Annotated in this window: 15 protein-coding genes; 11 read left to right on the top strand and 4 right to left on the bottom strand. The window is 53.9% G+C overall.

What is annotated here, in order from left to right; genetic code table 11:
- Nucleotides 1-10 precede the first annotated feature (10 nt).
- Nucleotides 11-1,564, bottom strand: a complete 1,554-nt coding sequence (locus ACMGGP_RS22700; protein ID WP_010670382.1) for a pyridoxal phosphate-dependent decarboxylase family protein — start codon at nucleotides 1,562-1,564, stop codon at nucleotides 11-13.
- A 440-nt stretch (nucleotides 1,565-2,004) separates the two neighbouring features.
- Between ACMGGP_RS22700 and ACMGGP_RS22695 the strand changes: the two genes are divergently transcribed.
- Nucleotides 2,005-2,316, top strand: coding sequence for a type II toxin-antitoxin system HigB family toxin (locus ACMGGP_RS22695; RefSeq protein WP_010247063.1), 312 nt, complete (start codon nucleotides 2,005-2,007; stop codon nucleotides 2,314-2,316).
- Nucleotides 2,313-2,726: a helix-turn-helix domain-containing protein gene (locus tag ACMGGP_RS22690; RefSeq protein WP_498798941.1), complete on the top strand. Its 414-nt coding sequence runs from the start codon at nucleotides 2,313-2,315 to the stop codon at nucleotides 2,724-2,726. Before ACMGGP_RS22695 ends, ACMGGP_RS22690 begins: the two co-directional genes overlap by 4 nt.
- 115 nt (nucleotides 2,727-2,841) lie before the next feature.
- Here ACMGGP_RS22690 and ulaA read toward each other — a convergent pair whose 3' ends face one another.
- Genes ulaA through ACMGGP_RS22675 form a run of 3 tightly spaced genes read right to left on the bottom strand, consistent with a single transcriptional unit; the run spans nucleotide 2,842 to nucleotide 5,025 of the window.
- The gene (gene ulaA / locus ACMGGP_RS22685; protein ID WP_033773374.1) at nucleotides 2,842-4,215 is read right to left on the bottom strand and encodes a PTS ascorbate transporter subunit IIC; all 1,374 of its coding nucleotides are present in this window, start codon (nucleotides 4,213-4,215) and stop codon (nucleotides 2,842-2,844) included.
- Between the two features lie 39 nt (nucleotides 4,216-4,254).
- Entirely contained in the window at nucleotides 4,255-4,527 is a 273-nt protein-coding gene (locus ACMGGP_RS22680; protein ID WP_010247066.1) for a PTS sugar transporter subunit IIB, read from the bottom strand.
- A gap of 48 nt (nucleotides 4,528-4,575) precedes the next feature.
- Nucleotides 4,576-5,025 carry a PTS sugar transporter subunit IIA gene (locus tag ACMGGP_RS22675; protein WP_010247067.1) on the bottom strand — a complete coding sequence of 150 codons (450 nt, stop codon included), beginning with the start codon at nucleotides 5,023-5,025 and terminating at the stop codon, nucleotides 4,576-4,578.
- Between the two features lie 576 nt (nucleotides 5,026-5,601).
- Between ACMGGP_RS22675 and ACMGGP_RS22670 the strand changes: the two genes are divergently transcribed.
- From ACMGGP_RS22670 to ACMGGP_RS22630, 9 genes are all read left to right on the top strand, one after another.
- A complete protein-coding gene (locus ACMGGP_RS22670; RefSeq protein ID WP_010247068.1) occupies nucleotides 5,602-6,336 on the top strand; it encodes a GntR family transcriptional regulator in 735 nt (244 codons plus the stop codon).
- Nucleotides 6,337-6,889: 553 nt separating this feature from the next.
- Nucleotides 6,890-7,888, top strand: a complete 999-nt coding sequence (locus tag ACMGGP_RS22665; RefSeq protein WP_033780263.1) for an MsnO8 family LLM class oxidoreductase — start codon at nucleotides 6,890-6,892, stop codon at nucleotides 7,886-7,888.
- 23 nt (nucleotides 7,889-7,911) lie between these two features.
- Nucleotides 7,912-9,063 carry an amidohydrolase gene (locus tag ACMGGP_RS22660; protein WP_033768958.1) on the top strand — a complete coding sequence of 384 codons (1,152 nt, stop codon included), beginning with the start codon at nucleotides 7,912-7,914 and terminating at the stop codon, nucleotides 9,061-9,063.
- 80 nt (nucleotides 9,064-9,143) lie between these two features.
- A complete protein-coding gene (locus ACMGGP_RS22655; RefSeq protein WP_022624348.1) occupies nucleotides 9,144-10,457 on the top strand; it encodes an LLM class flavin-dependent oxidoreductase in 1,314 nt (437 codons plus the stop codon).
- An 11-nt stretch (nucleotides 10,458-10,468) separates the two neighbouring features.
- A complete protein-coding gene (locus ACMGGP_RS22650; protein WP_498798940.1) occupies nucleotides 10,469-11,410 on the top strand; it encodes an ABC transporter substrate-binding protein in 942 nt (313 codons plus the stop codon).
- 10 nt (nucleotides 11,411-11,420) lie between these two features.
- Nucleotides 11,421-11,939, top strand: coding sequence for a GNAT family N-acetyltransferase (locus ACMGGP_RS22645; RefSeq protein WP_498798939.1), 519 nt, complete (start codon nucleotides 11,421-11,423; stop codon nucleotides 11,937-11,939).
- A gap of 9 nt (nucleotides 11,940-11,948) precedes the next feature.
- On the top strand, nucleotides 11,949-12,875 hold the full coding sequence (locus ACMGGP_RS22640) for an amino acid ABC transporter permease (RefSeq protein WP_010247074.1): 927 nt from the start codon (nucleotides 11,949-11,951) through the stop codon (nucleotides 12,873-12,875).
- Entirely contained in the window at nucleotides 12,859-13,653 is a 795-nt protein-coding gene (locus ACMGGP_RS22635) for an amino acid ABC transporter ATP-binding protein (protein ID WP_022624346.1), read from the top strand. Before ACMGGP_RS22640 ends, ACMGGP_RS22635 begins: the two co-directional genes overlap by 17 nt.
- Nucleotides 13,650-14,549, top strand: coding sequence for an ABC transporter substrate-binding protein (locus tag ACMGGP_RS22630; RefSeq protein WP_498798938.1), 900 nt, complete (start codon nucleotides 13,650-13,652; stop codon nucleotides 14,547-14,549). Before ACMGGP_RS22635 ends, ACMGGP_RS22630 begins: the two co-directional genes overlap by 4 nt.
- The last annotated feature ends 77 nt before the right edge of the window (nucleotides 14,550-14,626 follow it).

The raw sequence follows: 14,626 nt of genomic DNA, 5'->3' as shown, positions 1-14,626 counted from the left end.
TTCAGAGCTCTCACTGTTTCGCCGCGTTCAGCGCAGACGCACGTACCTGCTCGCGGCCATAGTGCGCGATCAGGCTCAGCACATCTTCGATGTCGGCGATGGTCGTGGTGGGATTTAACAGGGTGAATTTCAGGTACTGACGCCCATCGACTTTGGTTCCGGCAATCACTGCGTTGCCGGAGCGGAAGAGCGCTTTACGGATAGCGGCGTTGATTTCGTCGATCTGTGCGTCGCTGGCGTTTTTGCCGGGCACGTAGCGGAAAATCTGGGTGGTCAGCTCAGGCGCGTGCAGCACTTCGATAGCAGGATGCGCAGTTAACCGCTCATGAGCCGCCTGTGTCAGCTCTATCAGCGTATCGAAAGCGTCTCCCAGCGCCGCCGGACCCATCACGCGCAGGGTCAGCCACATTTTCAACGCATCAAATCGGCGGGTGGTCTGAATGCTTTTGTTGACCAGATTCGGTGTGCCTTCCTGCTGGGCGCTGAGCGGATTCAGGTAATCTGCATGGTGCGTGACATGCTTCAGATTGTGGCTGTCCCGCACAAAGAACGCACCGCAGCTGACGGTCTGGAAGAAAGATTTGTGATAATCGACGGTGACGGAATCAGCCCGTTCAATGCCATTCAGGCGTGAGCGATGATTCTCTGAGACCAGCAGCCCACAGCCGTAAGCGGCGTCAACGTGCATCCACAAACCATAATTGTCACAAAGACGGGCAATCTCCGGCAGCGGATCGATGCTGCCAAAGTCCGTGGTGCCGCTGGTGGCAACCACAGCAATCGGGATCAGCCCTTCACTGCGACATTTCTCGATCTCCTTAGCCAGGCACGCTGCGTCCATACGGTAGTGGGCGTCGTGATCAACGGCGATAACTGCGTCATAGCCCAGCCCTAAAATCGCCATCGATTTCTGGATGCTGAAGTGGCTGAGTTTTGAGGTAAACACTCGCCATTTCGACGCGGTCTCAGGCAGGCCGCGATGCTTAATCAGATGCCCCGGATGATGTGCCGCGCACCAGCTATCACGCGCCAGCAGCATTGCCATCAGGTTGGATTGGGTGCCACCGCTGGTGAAGATCCCATCAGATCCGGCAGGCAGGCCGATGCGGCCAAGCGTCCAGTCGATCACCTTCTGCTCAATCAGCGTACCGCCTGCGCTCTGATCCCAGGTGTCGACCGAGCTATTCACCGCCGCCATAATCTGCTCAGCCATCAGAGAGGGCAGCACGACCGGGCAGTTCAGGTGCGCCAGATATTTAGGGTGGTGAAACCAGACGGCGTCACGCAGATAGAGCTGACTCAGCTCTGTCAGGGCGTCATCGTTGTTACCCAGCGGACGATCGAGATCGACCTCACTGAATTCCGCCGCCAGTTCATGGGGCAGGATACCGCTGAAAGGCTTCTCAACGCCGGTAACGGTACGGGTCATCAGCGCCAGCACCTCCTGAGTCTGCTGCGACCAGGCCGCCAGTTGCTGATCGTTAAAAATAGCCGTTTCGGCACCGCTGGCATTGGATGCTGGCGCGAGATCCTGTGCCGCCTGAGTGGATGAGCGTAAAAGCATGTTCAGTTCCTGTGCGTTAATACCAGTGACCCTGCCGACGTAAGGTCAGCAGCGTTGGATGTCCGCTCAACAACTCCAGTAAACATAAAACTAACTAACCAGATAAAAACCCTGACCATTAAATGGATTAGTGTTTTCACCTTAAAAAGAGTAAATACCGCATATTATTTGTGGATTTGGCAGCGTTAAACGCTTTGTTATATGCGGATGAGAGTGTAAATGTTAATCATTATCATTCAAATGTTTTGTTGTTAAATTTTATTTATTAATATGTCTAATGTTGAAAATGTGATGTTGATCACTTTTCTGGATCGGAATAATCCTTTTTTTACGCGGTTTAGCGCCAGCAATTCATTCAGAACTCATCTGCGTGTGTTCCATGTTGGAAACATTAGCTTTGTGGGTTAGAATGTTTCCAACATGGAAAGTTTGAGAGAAAAATGCATATCATCTCAAGAGGGCCGTTCAGGGAAGCGGCAATAATTTATCCAAATCATGCCTCCGCACTGGATGCGGCTTATCTGGTCCTAAGGGACGAAAACTTTGCCACGCCAGATGCGCTGAAAATTCGCTTTCAGAGCCTTGACCGCATGAAGTACCGGGAAAAGTGGTGGGTAATCGATGTGGGCGGAAACAGCCTGAGAATCATGTTTTATGCTGACTTTGATCGCGGCAAAATTTTTATCAAACACATCGTGACGCATGCGGAATATGACAAGCTGGTGAAGAAGTACCGGGAGAGTAAAGAATGATTACCGAAGCAATCCAGGCGACCAATGACCTGGTCAGAATTGTTCCCTTTCTGGGAGGCAGTACCGATAAAAGGGACTACGAGCAGGCGCTGGAACTGATTGAATATCTGGTTGAGCACCAGCCGGACAGCCCGTTAGTAGAGATACTGTCTGATAAAGTCGCCCGATACGAAAACAGCGCCCCTGAGTTCGCTGCGTTTAACGCGCGTACTGATGCTATTCCGCGCGGAGTAGCACTTTTGCGAGTCATCATGGATCAGCACGGCCTGACTCAATCCTCTTTTGCGGATGAAATAGGGCAGCGTTCTTATGTCAGTCGTATCCTGCGTGGTGATCGTCCTTTGACGGATAAACATAAAGCCCGACTGGCAGCGCGTTTTAACCTGCCGTTTGAAGCATTCGCTGAATAACTTAGCCTGAACTTATATGAGTGCGGTTTTTTTTCTGGAAACTGAATGATGAAGGTATTCCGCAAACAACCAGAAAGCGCTCATTGCCCTTTCTGGTTGCCATTAAGCGTTACTATTACCCTGCATTCGTTTCTACAGGCACCTTCTTTTTAGCCGTAAAGTTATAAATCACTAACAAGCCAAAAATGCCGGTGATAATCATAGTAATGGTTCCCTTATCCATAAAGTGAGCCATATTACCCAGCAGGATGCCGGTGACGCCGAAGTCGGTATCCGAGAAGGTGGTGTTGGTCAGCCCTATCTGTCCGAGTACCGGCAGCAGGGCGACAGGCAGGAAGGTGATTAACAGGCCATGAGCAAAGGCACCGCAAATCGCACCACGCTTGCCGCCGGTCGCATTACCAAACACGCCAGCCGTAGCGCCACAGAAGAAGTGAGGAACCACACCCGGCAGAATCAATACCCAATGCAGCTGACCGAGAACAAACAGCCCCACCAGGCCACCGACAAAGCTGGAGATAAAGCCAACCAGCACCGCATTCGGGGCGTAGGGGAAGACAATCGGGCAATCCAGCGCCGGTCTGGCTTCCGGAACCAGTTTTTCTGAAAAGCCGGTAAAGGCAGGGACAATTTCAGCCAGGATTAAGCGCACACCCTGCAGAATGATAAAGACACCCGCCGCGAAAGTAATGGCCTGGATAAAGGAGTAAACCAGGTAGTTCTGACCATTGCTGAAATTAGCCTCTACATAGTCTTTACCGGCAGATACCGACAGGATTAAGTAGATAATCATCATCGTCAGAGATATTGAGATGGTACTGTCGCGCAAAAAACTGAGGTTTTTTGGCATGTTCATCTCTTCGGTGGATTTAGATCCTTTACCTACCAAAGAGCCGATCCAGCCTGATAAGACATAGCCAATTGTCCCGGTATGCGCCAGCGCGACATGATCGCCACCAATGATCTTACGCATATAGGGCTGGGCGATTGCCGGGAAGGTGGCCATCAGAATGCCCAACAGCAGTGACCCGGTGTAAATAAGCTGAATACCTTCAAAACCGGCAACCGATAAAATAATCGCGATCATACAGGCCATATAAAACGTCACATGCCCTGAGAGGTAGATATATTTCAGTCGGGTGAAGCGGGCGACAACGATGTTGGCGACCATGCCGAAGGCCATGATCATCGTGGTAGGCGCACCATATTTTGCCAGAGCGATAGAGACCATCGCTTCGTTATTAGGAATGATGCCCTGAACATCAAACGCATGTTTGAAAATGTCGCCCAGTGGCGTCAGTGAACCGACCAGAACGGTCGCACCGCCTGCCAGCACCAGGAAGCCCAGAATAGTTTTTACCGTGCCCTTGATAACATCAGGAAACGGCTTCTTCTGCGCAATCAGTCCGAAAAATGCCACCAGTCCGACTAATATAGAGGGCACTTTCAGCACGTCGACGACGAACTGCAAAAGATTTTGAGTAAACATATTAACCTCGAGGGTAAGGTGTTTATCTAATTATTAGCGTCACTTTTTCTCAAAATACTCACGTATTTTCTGCTCCACTTCTTTCAGGTCAATGATGTTATTAATGATGATGACCTTCTGTTCAGGAAGGTTTGCGCTATAAGCAATGTCTTTGGCCATAACAAAAACATCCGCCACATCGGGGGTGACAGAGCCGAGATCCGAATGTTCCACTTCAGCTTCAACACCGATCGTTTTAAGCACTTTCTTGATGTTCATTTCCATCATGAAGCTGCTGCCTAAACCTGAACCACACACCGCCATAATTTTCATATCAAACCTCATTAACTAATGATTAAAAGTCGCGTTTCAACGGGCAGACTAAACGCCTGATAAAATCGTCATGAGCGCTTCTTTGCTGCTCGCATTGAATATCTGCGCCATGATCTCTTCATCGGACAGCACTTCCGCCAGCTGGGAGATCATTTCGATATGGCTATTACTGTCCGGTGCGGCAAACATGAAAATAGCCTTCACCGGATCGTTTTCTTCGGAGTCAAATTTCACTGCTGTACCCAGCAGCACAATCGACAACCCCAGTTTGTGTGCGCCTTGTTCCGGGCGTGCGTGGGGCATGGCAATCTGCGGCGCGATGACAAAAAAGGGGCCGATCTCCTCTTTTTGCTGAATAATCGCATCAATATAATCCTGCGATATTGCGCCCTCACTGAGCAGAGGACGTCCCGCAATAACTAACGCTTCCTGCCAGTCAGTCACGCTTTCGACGTACTGGATTTTCTCGTTATTTAACCACTTAGCCAGGTGTGACATCGTCTTACTCCTCCTGTTTAAATGCGCAATAAAATTTAACTAAACGCATAAACCGTGTGGCGTTTGCCTGCTCCCGGTTACGCATAACCCATCTCATATAAAATTTTCTCAACCGGAACAGGGCCTGTTATGCATTCCGATTTTTCATAAATTCCTGAGTATGTACAGTCAGTTTCCCTCAAAACCCCCGTTATCACTTTTTTAGATAAACTTTCTGTCAGCAGAGCGAGACAAAAATCGAATGTAGTAAAAGGAGGTAACATCCTTAAAAGTCATGATTTTCATGTAGTTATTAAAAAAATATTTTCTCATTGTTCAGATGGGGTTATATTTCACAACGGTCATCACATCTGTACATGTTAAAGGTGTCTAGTCATCCTGATGATGTCCTTCGACGTGTACGGACACAACATGTAAAGTTAAAATATTGCTTATCAGGCTTAACATCAGTGCCAATTTGATAAGTTGATCACATATTCAGCTAGCGGAAGTGGTACTCATCCGGCAATGTCAGGCAGAACTGTACTGACACGGATTAGAGGGAGTCTGTCCTTCACTCAAACGGGAAGAAAGCCAATGGTTGATGGCATTACTGAAAAACAAAAAGAGGTTGTTGATTACATCCTCAATAAAATTAAGGATGATGGCCTTCGACCCGGAGAGAAACTGGATACCGAAATATCAATTGCCAAAAGTATCGGCATTACTCGCGCAACGGTGCGTGAAGCCACACGCATTCTGGTGGAGCAGCAGAGAATTTACCGGGTTAAAGGGTCGGGTATTTTTGTCGGTTCCACGGAAATGAGTAGCCAGGCGAACCGATATCATGTGCTTTCACCTTTTGATTATCAGGCGCAAAGAAATGGTCATAAAGGTGTAAGGAAAATCATATCGGTCAGCATAATCAAGGTTCCTTCTGCTGATATCGCTCAGGCGCTGCGTATTAAAAACAGCGATCAGATCTATAAAATTTTACGCCTGATGTGTTTCGATGACATCCCGGTAGCTCTGGAACATATTCACCTGCCGGTTAATATGTTTAGCAGCATGGAGTTCAGCAAGCTGGAACTGTCAAAATATGCCTACATTGAAGAAGTTACCGGTAAGAAAGTGCAGCTAAGGGACCAGCATTTAACGGCCGTCAATCTTACGGATACACAGTCGCTTACACTGCTTAATTTAGCGGAAGGGGATGCTGTCATTCAGCTTAATGAAACTGTTTATCTCGACGACGGCGTTCCATGTGAAGTCAATGTGGCGCTTATCAACACCCGATTTTTCCCGTTGAAACAAAATTCGCAACGGCCTTAGAAAAATAATCTTGTTTCTGGGCTCAATGCTTTGCTGTGCCCGGATATGACCCTATCAGACAGATTCATGCCCGGTTTACACCTCTCATTACAGTAGAGGATCTTAATTCCGGATAATGTATAAGGTCCTGTAAATCATCTGGCAGTTGCAATGAGTTATCTCTGACTCAATTGCATTCTTCATATGCTTATTTATCTATCTGGCGACCCGTGCTTCAACATCCTGTGAAGAATGTATTTCAATGCCATGAATTCAGGCTGTCTGAATTTCTGCAGTCGCGGCTAACAACAGCTGTCATCTCTCCATACGTAAGACGATTTTCTGCAAACCTTTGCCAGTTCGCCGATTTTACTCACCTGAATATCAGGCAACAAATAGCGTTATACGCAAAATATCTGCCTGATTACCTGTTTCAGAGCCCGTTTTCCCTCTTTCACTTCTCACTGTTCTCCATTATGACGAAATCAATAATGCATAAAACAATATGATGTTTTACCAATGATCGACTGCGCAGCACACTGGTCTGCAACCGGAATAAACAAGGACCAGGTGAATGGCATATCGATTAAGTCTGTTAGATAAAGCGCCCGTGCTGCAGGGTGAATCACCCACCGCGGCGCTGCAGCGCACGCTGCAGATGGCGCAGCGGGCAGAGGAGTGGGGTTATCACCGCTTCTGGCTGGCGGAACATCACAACACCGCGCAGCTGGCCAGTCCTTCACCTGAGGTATTGATTGCCTGGATCATTGCCCAGACACGACATATTCGCGTCGGATCGGGCGGCGTGATGTTGCAGCACTACAGCCCTTATAAAGTGGCAGAGAATTTTAACCTGCTCGCTTCGCTGGCACCGGGCCGTATTGACCTCGGCGTGGGCAAAGCGCCGGGCGGACTTCCACTCTCCACCCATGCGCTGCAACAAGGTGTTGATGCCGCTAAAAAAGGGAGCTTTGCCGAACAGCTTCAGCTGCTGGATAGCTGGCTGAAGCCCGGTCAGGCTGATCCTGACGATGAGGGTTTAGCCGCCACGCCACTGCCGTCACGTCCGGCGAACCGTTTTCTGTTGGGTGCCAGTGAAGAGAGCGCCCGGCTGGCCGCGAGTCTGGGCTGGCAGTTTGTCTTTGCCGCTCACCTTAATGGCGACCGCCAGTTGCTGGAGCATGCGCTGAGTACCTACTCCCGCCTGAGCCAGGGTCAGCGCGCCCTGGTTGCCGTGCAGGTGGTGGTAGCCGACTCACCCGCCGGGGCTGACCTGCTGGTAGCCAATCTTCGTCACTACCATGTAGCGGTGAAAGATGGCCCGAGCGTCAACGTCGCCAGCCTTGAGCAGGCGGAGCGCTATGTGCGTCAGGGTGGATACCGCGATTATCAGATTGAGCCGCGCACGCCGTCACTTCTGAAAGGCACGGCGGCGCAGGTTCATGCCCAGCTGGACGCGCTGCATCATAATTTTGACATTGATGAGTTTGTTATCGACACGCCGATTACCGAGCCGGTTGCACGTCTGCAGTCACTTGAACTGCTGGCCACGCATCATCTGGTCGCAGCCTGAATCCCCGTCAGTGGAGAGTCATCATGAACCCTGAGTCACAACTGATTGAATGGCGACGCGAACTGCACACCTGGCCGGAGCTGTCGGGTCAGGAATTTGCCACCACCGCGCGACTGCGGGGCTGGTTGCAGGCGGCGGGCATCCGGCTGCTGGACTATCCACTGGAAACCGGCCTGGTGGCAGAAATTGGCAGCGGAGAGACGGTGATCGCGCTGCGCGCCGACATCGATGCGCTGCCGATCCATGAGGCGAGCGGGGTGCGTTTTCACTCCCGCCATCCTGGCGTGATGCACGCCTGCGGTCATGACCTGCACAGCGCGGTGATGCTGGGCGCGGCGTTACAACTCAACGCACAAGCCGATCGGTTAGCTGGCCGGGTGCGCATCCTGTTCCAGCCCGCTGAAGAGATAGCGCGCGGGGCGCGTCAGTTCATTGAGGCAGGCGTACTGGATAAGGTGCAGGCTATCTTCGGGATGCACAACGAGCCTTCGCTGCCCGTCGGCACCTTTGCCACCCGCAGCGGGGCGTTCTACGCGAATGCTGACAAATTTATTATTCGCGTCACCGGCAAAGGCGCACATGCCGCGTATCCGGAGCAGGGTGTCGACAGCATTGTGACGGCCAGCCAGATTATCCAGGCGTTACAGGGACTCACCAGCCGCAGCTTCAGTGCCCTGGACAGTCTGGTACTGAGCATTACCCGCATCGACGGCGGCAAAAGCTGGAATGTATTACCCGGCGGCGTTGAGTTTGGCGGCACGGCCCGAACCCACGATTTACAGGTGCGCGCCGAACTGGAACAGCGGGTGCGCACGCTGGTTGAGCACTTCGCCGAAGCCAATGGCGCGCAGGCAACCCTGAGCTGGCATCCTGGCCCGCCAGTGCTGATCAACGATGCGCACTGGGCGACCTTCAGCAGCGAAGTGGCGCAGCAGGCGGGCTATCGGGTGCAGACCGCCGATCTCCATCTGCTGGGGGAGGATTTTGCCTTTTATCTGCAACAGGTGCCGGGGGCGTTTGTCAGCATCGGCAGCGCCAGTGACTTTGGTCTGCACCATGCCAGCTTTACCCCGGATGAGGCGCTGATTGCGCCCGCCGCCGACTACTTCGCCCGACTGGCCCGCCAGGCGCTGCAACATCTTAACGCGCGATGTCGGGAAGCCATTCTGAACTGAATTCATCTGCAACCCGCTAAAGCACGACGGTTCTGACCACCGTCGTCGGGCATCGCTACGACAAAAAAAGAGAGAGCATCATGACCACAAGACAACTTCGGCTGGGCACCATTCTGCATGGCGCATCGGGAAACATGTCCGCCTGGCGCCATCCGGCGGCGCAGGCCGATGCCAGTATTAATCTGGATTACGCCAAAAAAATTGCCCGCAAGGCGGAGCAGGGCAAACTCGATTTTCTGTTTGTCGCCGACGGGTTGTTTATTAACGAAAAGTCGATCCCGCACTTTCTGAATCGCTTTGAGCCGCTGACGCTGCTCTCAGCGCTGGCGGGCGTCACTGAACATCTGGGGCTGGTTGGCACGGTATCGACCTCTTACAGCGAGCCCTTCACCGTGGCGCGTCAGTTTGCCAGCCTTGATCATCTCAGCGGCGGGCGTGCGGGCTGGAACGTGGTGACGTCACCGCTGGAAGGCTCGGCCAAAAACTTCTCGCGTCAGCAGCACCCGGAGCACGCATTGCGTTACCGCATTGCCGATGAGTATCTGCAGGTGGTGAAAGGATTGTGGGATTCGTGGGAGCAGGATGCTTTTGTGCGTGATAAGGCGAGCGGACAATTTTTCGATCCGGCGAAGCTGCACACGCTCGATCATCACGGTGATTTCTTCCAGGTACAGGGGCCGCTGAACATCGCCCGCACGCCGCAGGGTCGTCCGATTATCTTCCAGGCGGGCGCGTCCGACGACGGTAAAAAACTGGCGGCGCGTCATGCTGACGCCATCTTCACCCATCAGCCGACGCGTGAAGAGGCGCAGGCATTTTACCAGGATGTGAAACAGCAACTGGTGGCGAATGGCCGTCAGCCAGACGATTTGCACATCTTCCAGGGTGTCAGCGTGATTGTTGGCGATGATGCCGAGGACGTGGAGCGCCAGTATCAGACCACGGCGGCGCTGGTGTCGATTACCGATGCACTTAACTACCTCGGGCGTTTCTTCGACCATCACGACTTCTCACAGTATCCGCTGGATCAGCCGTTCCCGGATATCGGTGACATCGGTCAGAACAGCTTCCGCAGCACCACCGACGAGATCAAACGCAAAGCACAGCAGCATGGACATACCCTGCGCCAGGCCGCGCTGGAAGCGGCAACACCACGCCCGCTGTTTCACGGCACGCCGGAAGAGGTGGCGGATGGCCTGCAGCTCTGGTTTGAAACCCAGGCTACTGACGGCTTCATCATTAATGGCGGCACGCCCGATACCTTTGAACGTTTTGTCGACCGTGTGGTGCCGATTCTGCAGGCTCGCGGCCTGACGCGCCGCGACTATCCGGGCAGCACGCTTCGTGACAGCTTCGCCCTGAAACAACCCGTTAATCAGTTCACCTCACAATAAGAGCACAAGCCATGAACAAAACATCGCGTCTTATCGCCCTGCTTATTCTGGCGGCCAGTAGCCATGCGCTGGCTGAAGATACCAGCGTCTCCTATAACGGCCAGCGCGTCAGCCTTGAAGCTAACAAAGCGCCGATCAATACCGTGAAGAATCCGGAGGCGATCGCGCAGCTGCCTGCGGGTCATCGTTTTGTGGTGCCGGGTTCTTTTACCGTGGCAGTCGCAGCGCTGAACTCCCCGCCGTTAACGGTGTTTTCCGATGACAATAAAACCCTGCTTGGCAGCGAAGTGGATATTGCCCGGCTGGTGGCTGACAGCCTGGGATTAAAACTCAACGTGGTGCCAGCTTCATGGGAAGACTGGCCGCTGGGCGTGGCCTCGGGCAAATATGACGCGGCGATCTCTAACATTACCGTGACCAAAGATCGTAAAGAGAAGTTCGACTTCGCCACCTACCGCAAAGATTCACTGGGCTTTTATGTCAAAACCAGCAGCCCGATAAAGTCACTGACCAAAGCAGAAGATATTGCCGGGCTGAGGATCATTGTGGGATCCGGCACCAATCAGGAGGCGATTCTGCTGGCGTGGGATAAAGAGAATCAGGCTAAAGGCCTGAAAGCCTTTACGCCGGTATATACCAAAGATGATGCCGCACAGACGCTGGCGCTGCAGGCAGGCCGGGCCGATGCCTTCTTTGGTCCCAATGTGATTGGTGCCTGGAAAGCGGCACTGACCGGTAAAACCCGTCTGGTCGGCAGCGTCGATGGCGGCTGGCCCAAAGCGGCGCACATTGCCGTTACCGTGAAGAAAGGCAGCGGTCTGGCGGAACCGATCAGCACCGCGCTGAACGGCGTGATCAACAACGGTGACTATCAGAAGGTGCTGAACCGCTGGGGTGAAGGTGTTGAGAAGATCGATCGTTCTGAAATCAATCCCGCCGGGCTGGGCAACTAAGGAGCTGACCATGAGTGAATCCACTTTTCGCGAAGTTTCACCCGACGCGCCGGATTTGCAACCGATCCTGGGCGGCCTGTTTGGCGAATATTCCGCACGCTATGGCGACTATTTTTCCCGTCGTAACGAGCTGGAACAGGAGCTGACCGAATGGTATCTGCCGCCGCAGGGGCTGTTTATCGTGCTGGAGCGTGACGGCGAGATCATCGCGATGGGCGCTTATAAACCCTATGACCCGCAGACCGCCGAGCTGAAGCGCATCTGGACCCGCAGCGATCTGCGGCGTCAGGGGCTGGCGCTGGTGGTGTTACAGGAGCTGGAGCGTCGCGCCTTACAGGCGGGCTATCAGCGGCTGTTTCTCACCACCGGCTTCCGTCAGCCGGAGGCGGTGCGGCTCTATACCGGTCACGGTTATCAGCCACAGTTCGATCTCAGCGGGGATCTGGAGCGTTATGGCCAGCCGCCGCACGACGGACGACTGCGTTTTATCAAAGTGATCGGCGTCTATAACGTCGCCACGGCAAGTTAAGAGGTGACCATGAGCAAACATCAACATCTGCAGGTGGTGCCGGCACGCTACCCGGCACGCACGGCAGGGGCTATCGTTGCGCTGTTTATTCTGGCAGGCGTGGTGCAGTCAGTGGCCTTTAATCCGCGCTGGGAATGGAGCGTGTTTGCCCGCTGGTTCTTTGATCCGGTGATCCTCCACGGTCTGGGCCAGACGCTGCTGCTGACGCTGCTGGGTACGATATTCAGTCTGTTTCTGGGCGGTCTGCTGGCGCTGGCACGTCTCTCCTCATCGTGGCTGCTGAGTACACTGGCGTGGGGTTATATCTGGCTGTTCAGATCACTGCCGCTGATTGTGGTACTGATCATTCTTTATAACTTCTCGTATCTCTACGACACCCTGTCTGTCGGCATTCCGTTTACCGGCCTCTCCTGGGGGGCGTATCAGACGATTAACGTGCTGGGGCAGTTTCAGGCAGCCGTTATCGGTCTGACGCTGGTGCAGGCGGCCTACAGCGCGGAAATTATTCGCGGCGGGATCCTCGGCGTCGATCACGGTCAGGTGGAAGCCGCGTCCGCGCTGGGTCTCTCCGCCACACGCCGCACCTTCCGCATCATTCTGCCGCAGGCGCTGCGCGCCATTATTCCCACCGCGTTCAACGAGATCATCAGTCTGGCGAAAGGCACATCCGTGGTTTATGTGCTGGCGATGCCGGAGCTGTTCTACACCATCCAGATGATCTACAACCGCAATCAGGAAGTAATCCCACTGCTGATGGTCGGTGCCGCCTGGTATCTGATTATCACCACCGTGTTGTCCGTGATTCAGTACAACGCCGAACGCTGGATGGCCCGCAGCGTCACCCGTGAACCGCAACCGTCGCGCTGGCGACAATGGCGCAACCGCGTCACGCCACTTCATCCGACCGAGGAGATCAGCCATGTCCGAAGCCATTGATTACCGCAACTCACACACTACCGGTGCCATCAGCATCACCGGCGTCAGTAAACGATTTGGTAAACATAAAGCGCTGGATGATGTATCGCTGTCACTGGCACCGGGGTCCGTCACGGTGATCCTCGGGCCGTCCGGCTCCGGTAAATCCACGCTGCTGCGCACCATCAATCATCTGGAACGGGTCGACGAAGGATTTATTCAGATTGATGGCGACTACATCGGCTATCAGCAGCGCGGCAATAAGCTGTATGAACTGAAAGAGAAGGCGATTCTGCGCCAGCGCATCAACGTCGGCTACGTGTTCCAGAACTTCAATCTGTTCCCACACCTCAGCGTGCTGGATAACCTGATTGAAGCGCCGATTGCCCATCGTCAGTTAACGAAACCGGAAGCGATACAGCGTGCGGGCGAACTGCTGGATATTGTAGGGCTGCGGCATAAAGCCGATGCGTGGCCGCGTCACCTGTCGGGCGGGCAGCAACAGCGCATCGCGATTGCGCGTGCGCTGATGCTCAATCCACGGGTCATGTTGTTCGATGAGCCGACCTCGGCGCTGGATCCTGAACTGGTGGGCGAAGTGCTGGATGTAATTAAAAAGCTGGCGCGTTCCGGCACTACGCTGGTGATTGTGACGCATGAGATCGGCTTTGCCCGGGAAGTGGCGGATAACGTGGTCTTTATGGTGGATGGCCGGATTGTGGAACAGGGCAGCACCACCCAGGTGCTCAATAATCCGCGTCATGAGCGCACCCGCCGTTTTCTGGCGCGCGTGTTATGAGGGCATTAACGTTAACGGTTCTGACGCTGCTTCCGGCGCTGGCCTGTTCTGCGGCTGAGAAGCTCGATGTCCTGCAAAACGAGACGCCGATTCATGCCCCGGCCAATCCGCAGGCTATTGGTAAAATTCCGGCCAATTACCGCTTTATTGAACCGGGCACCCTGACGGTCGCTACCTCGGCGACCAACTCGCCGCCGCTGTCGCTGCTGGCGTCTGATAACGTCACGCGGATCGGCAGCGATCCCGATATCGCCCGACTCCTTGCTGATAGCCTGGGGCTGAAACTCAGGCTGGTTCCGGCTTCCTGGGAGGACTGGCCGCTGGGCATCAGCGCCGGACGCTATGATGTCGCGATGTTCAATATTGCCGTGACCGAAGAGCGCAAGAAGAAGTTCGATTTTGCGACGTATCGCGCCGACAACCACGCTTTTGCGGTGAAAAGCGACAGTCATATCAGCAAGATTAATAGTCCGGCGGATATTGCCGGTAAGCGGATTATCGTCGCCTCGGGCACCAATCAGGAGCGTATTTTACTGAGCTGGGATGAGCAGAACCGGGCTAAAGGTTTGCCTGCGGTAACGCCGATTTACCTGACTGATGATGCCTCCGCGACGCTGACGTTGCTGTCGGGACGGGCAGATGCGATGTTTGGCCCTCACTCTATGGCGGCCTGGAAAGTGGCGTCACTCGGACAGACAAAGCTGGTTGGCAGCGGACCGTTTCGCGCCTGGGTTGCCGTGACCACCAAAAAGGGCAATGGCCTGGCACCCGCGCTGCAGGCTGCGCTGGATGGCACCATCGCAGGCGGGCAGTATCAGCAGGTGCTGGCACGCTGGGGCGAACAGGATGAGGCCATCACTCAGTCCACGGTGAATCCACCCGGCATTGTTTACTGAGTCTGCAGAACCGGCTCGCCTGCTGCGGCCGGTTCTGCGCACTTCAACCTGATGAGCACAGAATTGAACTACACTCT

It is taken from the genome of Curtobacterium sp. BNK-1 (assembly GCF_048685235.1).
Classification (GTDB): domain Bacteria; phylum Pseudomonadota; class Gammaproteobacteria; order Enterobacterales; family Enterobacteriaceae; genus Pantoea; species Pantoea agglomerans.
Note: the sequence above shows the minus strand (reverse complement) of the source record. Positions and strands in the feature narration are given on the sequence as shown.

Bases quoted from the DNA above. Each gene is read 5' to 3' on its own strand.
- ACMGGP_RS22700 (WP_010670382.1), bottom strand. From the start codon at position 1,564: ATGCTTTTACGCTCATCCACTCAGGCGGCACAGGATCTCGCGCCAGCA.
- ACMGGP_RS22695 (WP_010247063.1), top strand. From the start codon at position 2,005: ATGCATATCATCTCAAGAGGGCCGTTCAGGGAAGCGGCAATAATTTAT.
- ACMGGP_RS22690 (WP_498798941.1), top strand. From the start codon at position 2,313: ATGATTACCGAAGCAATCCAGGCGACCAATGACCTGGTCAGAATTGTT.
- ulaA (WP_033773374.1), bottom strand. From the start codon at position 4,215: ATGTTTACTCAAAATCTTTTGCAGTTCGTCGTCGACGTGCTGAAAGTG.
- ACMGGP_RS22680 (WP_010247066.1), bottom strand. From the start codon at position 4,527: ATGAAAATTATGGCGGTGTGTGGTTCAGGTTTAGGCAGCAGCTTCATG.
- ACMGGP_RS22675 (WP_010247067.1), bottom strand. From the start codon at position 5,025: ATGTCACACCTGGCTAAGTGGTTAAATAACGAGAAAATCCAGTACGTC.
- ACMGGP_RS22670 (WP_010247068.1), top strand. From the start codon at position 5,602: ATGGTTGATGGCATTACTGAAAAACAAAAAGAGGTTGTTGATTACATC.
- ACMGGP_RS22665 (WP_033780263.1), top strand. From the start codon at position 6,890: ATGGCATATCGATTAAGTCTGTTAGATAAAGCGCCCGTGCTGCAGGGT.
- ACMGGP_RS22660 (WP_033768958.1), top strand. From the start codon at position 7,912: ATGAACCCTGAGTCACAACTGATTGAATGGCGACGCGAACTGCACACC.
- ACMGGP_RS22655 (WP_022624348.1), top strand. From the start codon at position 9,144: ATGACCACAAGACAACTTCGGCTGGGCACCATTCTGCATGGCGCATCG.
- ACMGGP_RS22650 (WP_498798940.1), top strand. From the start codon at position 10,469: ATGAACAAAACATCGCGTCTTATCGCCCTGCTTATTCTGGCGGCCAGT.
- ACMGGP_RS22645 (WP_498798939.1), top strand. From the start codon at position 11,421: ATGAGTGAATCCACTTTTCGCGAAGTTTCACCCGACGCGCCGGATTTG.
- ACMGGP_RS22640 (WP_010247074.1), top strand. From the start codon at position 11,949: ATGAGCAAACATCAACATCTGCAGGTGGTGCCGGCACGCTACCCGGCA.
- ACMGGP_RS22635 (WP_022624346.1), top strand. From the start codon at position 12,859: ATGTCCGAAGCCATTGATTACCGCAACTCACACACTACCGGTGCCATC.
- ACMGGP_RS22630 (WP_498798938.1), top strand. From the start codon at position 13,650: ATGAGGGCATTAACGTTAACGGTTCTGACGCTGCTTCCGGCGCTGGCC.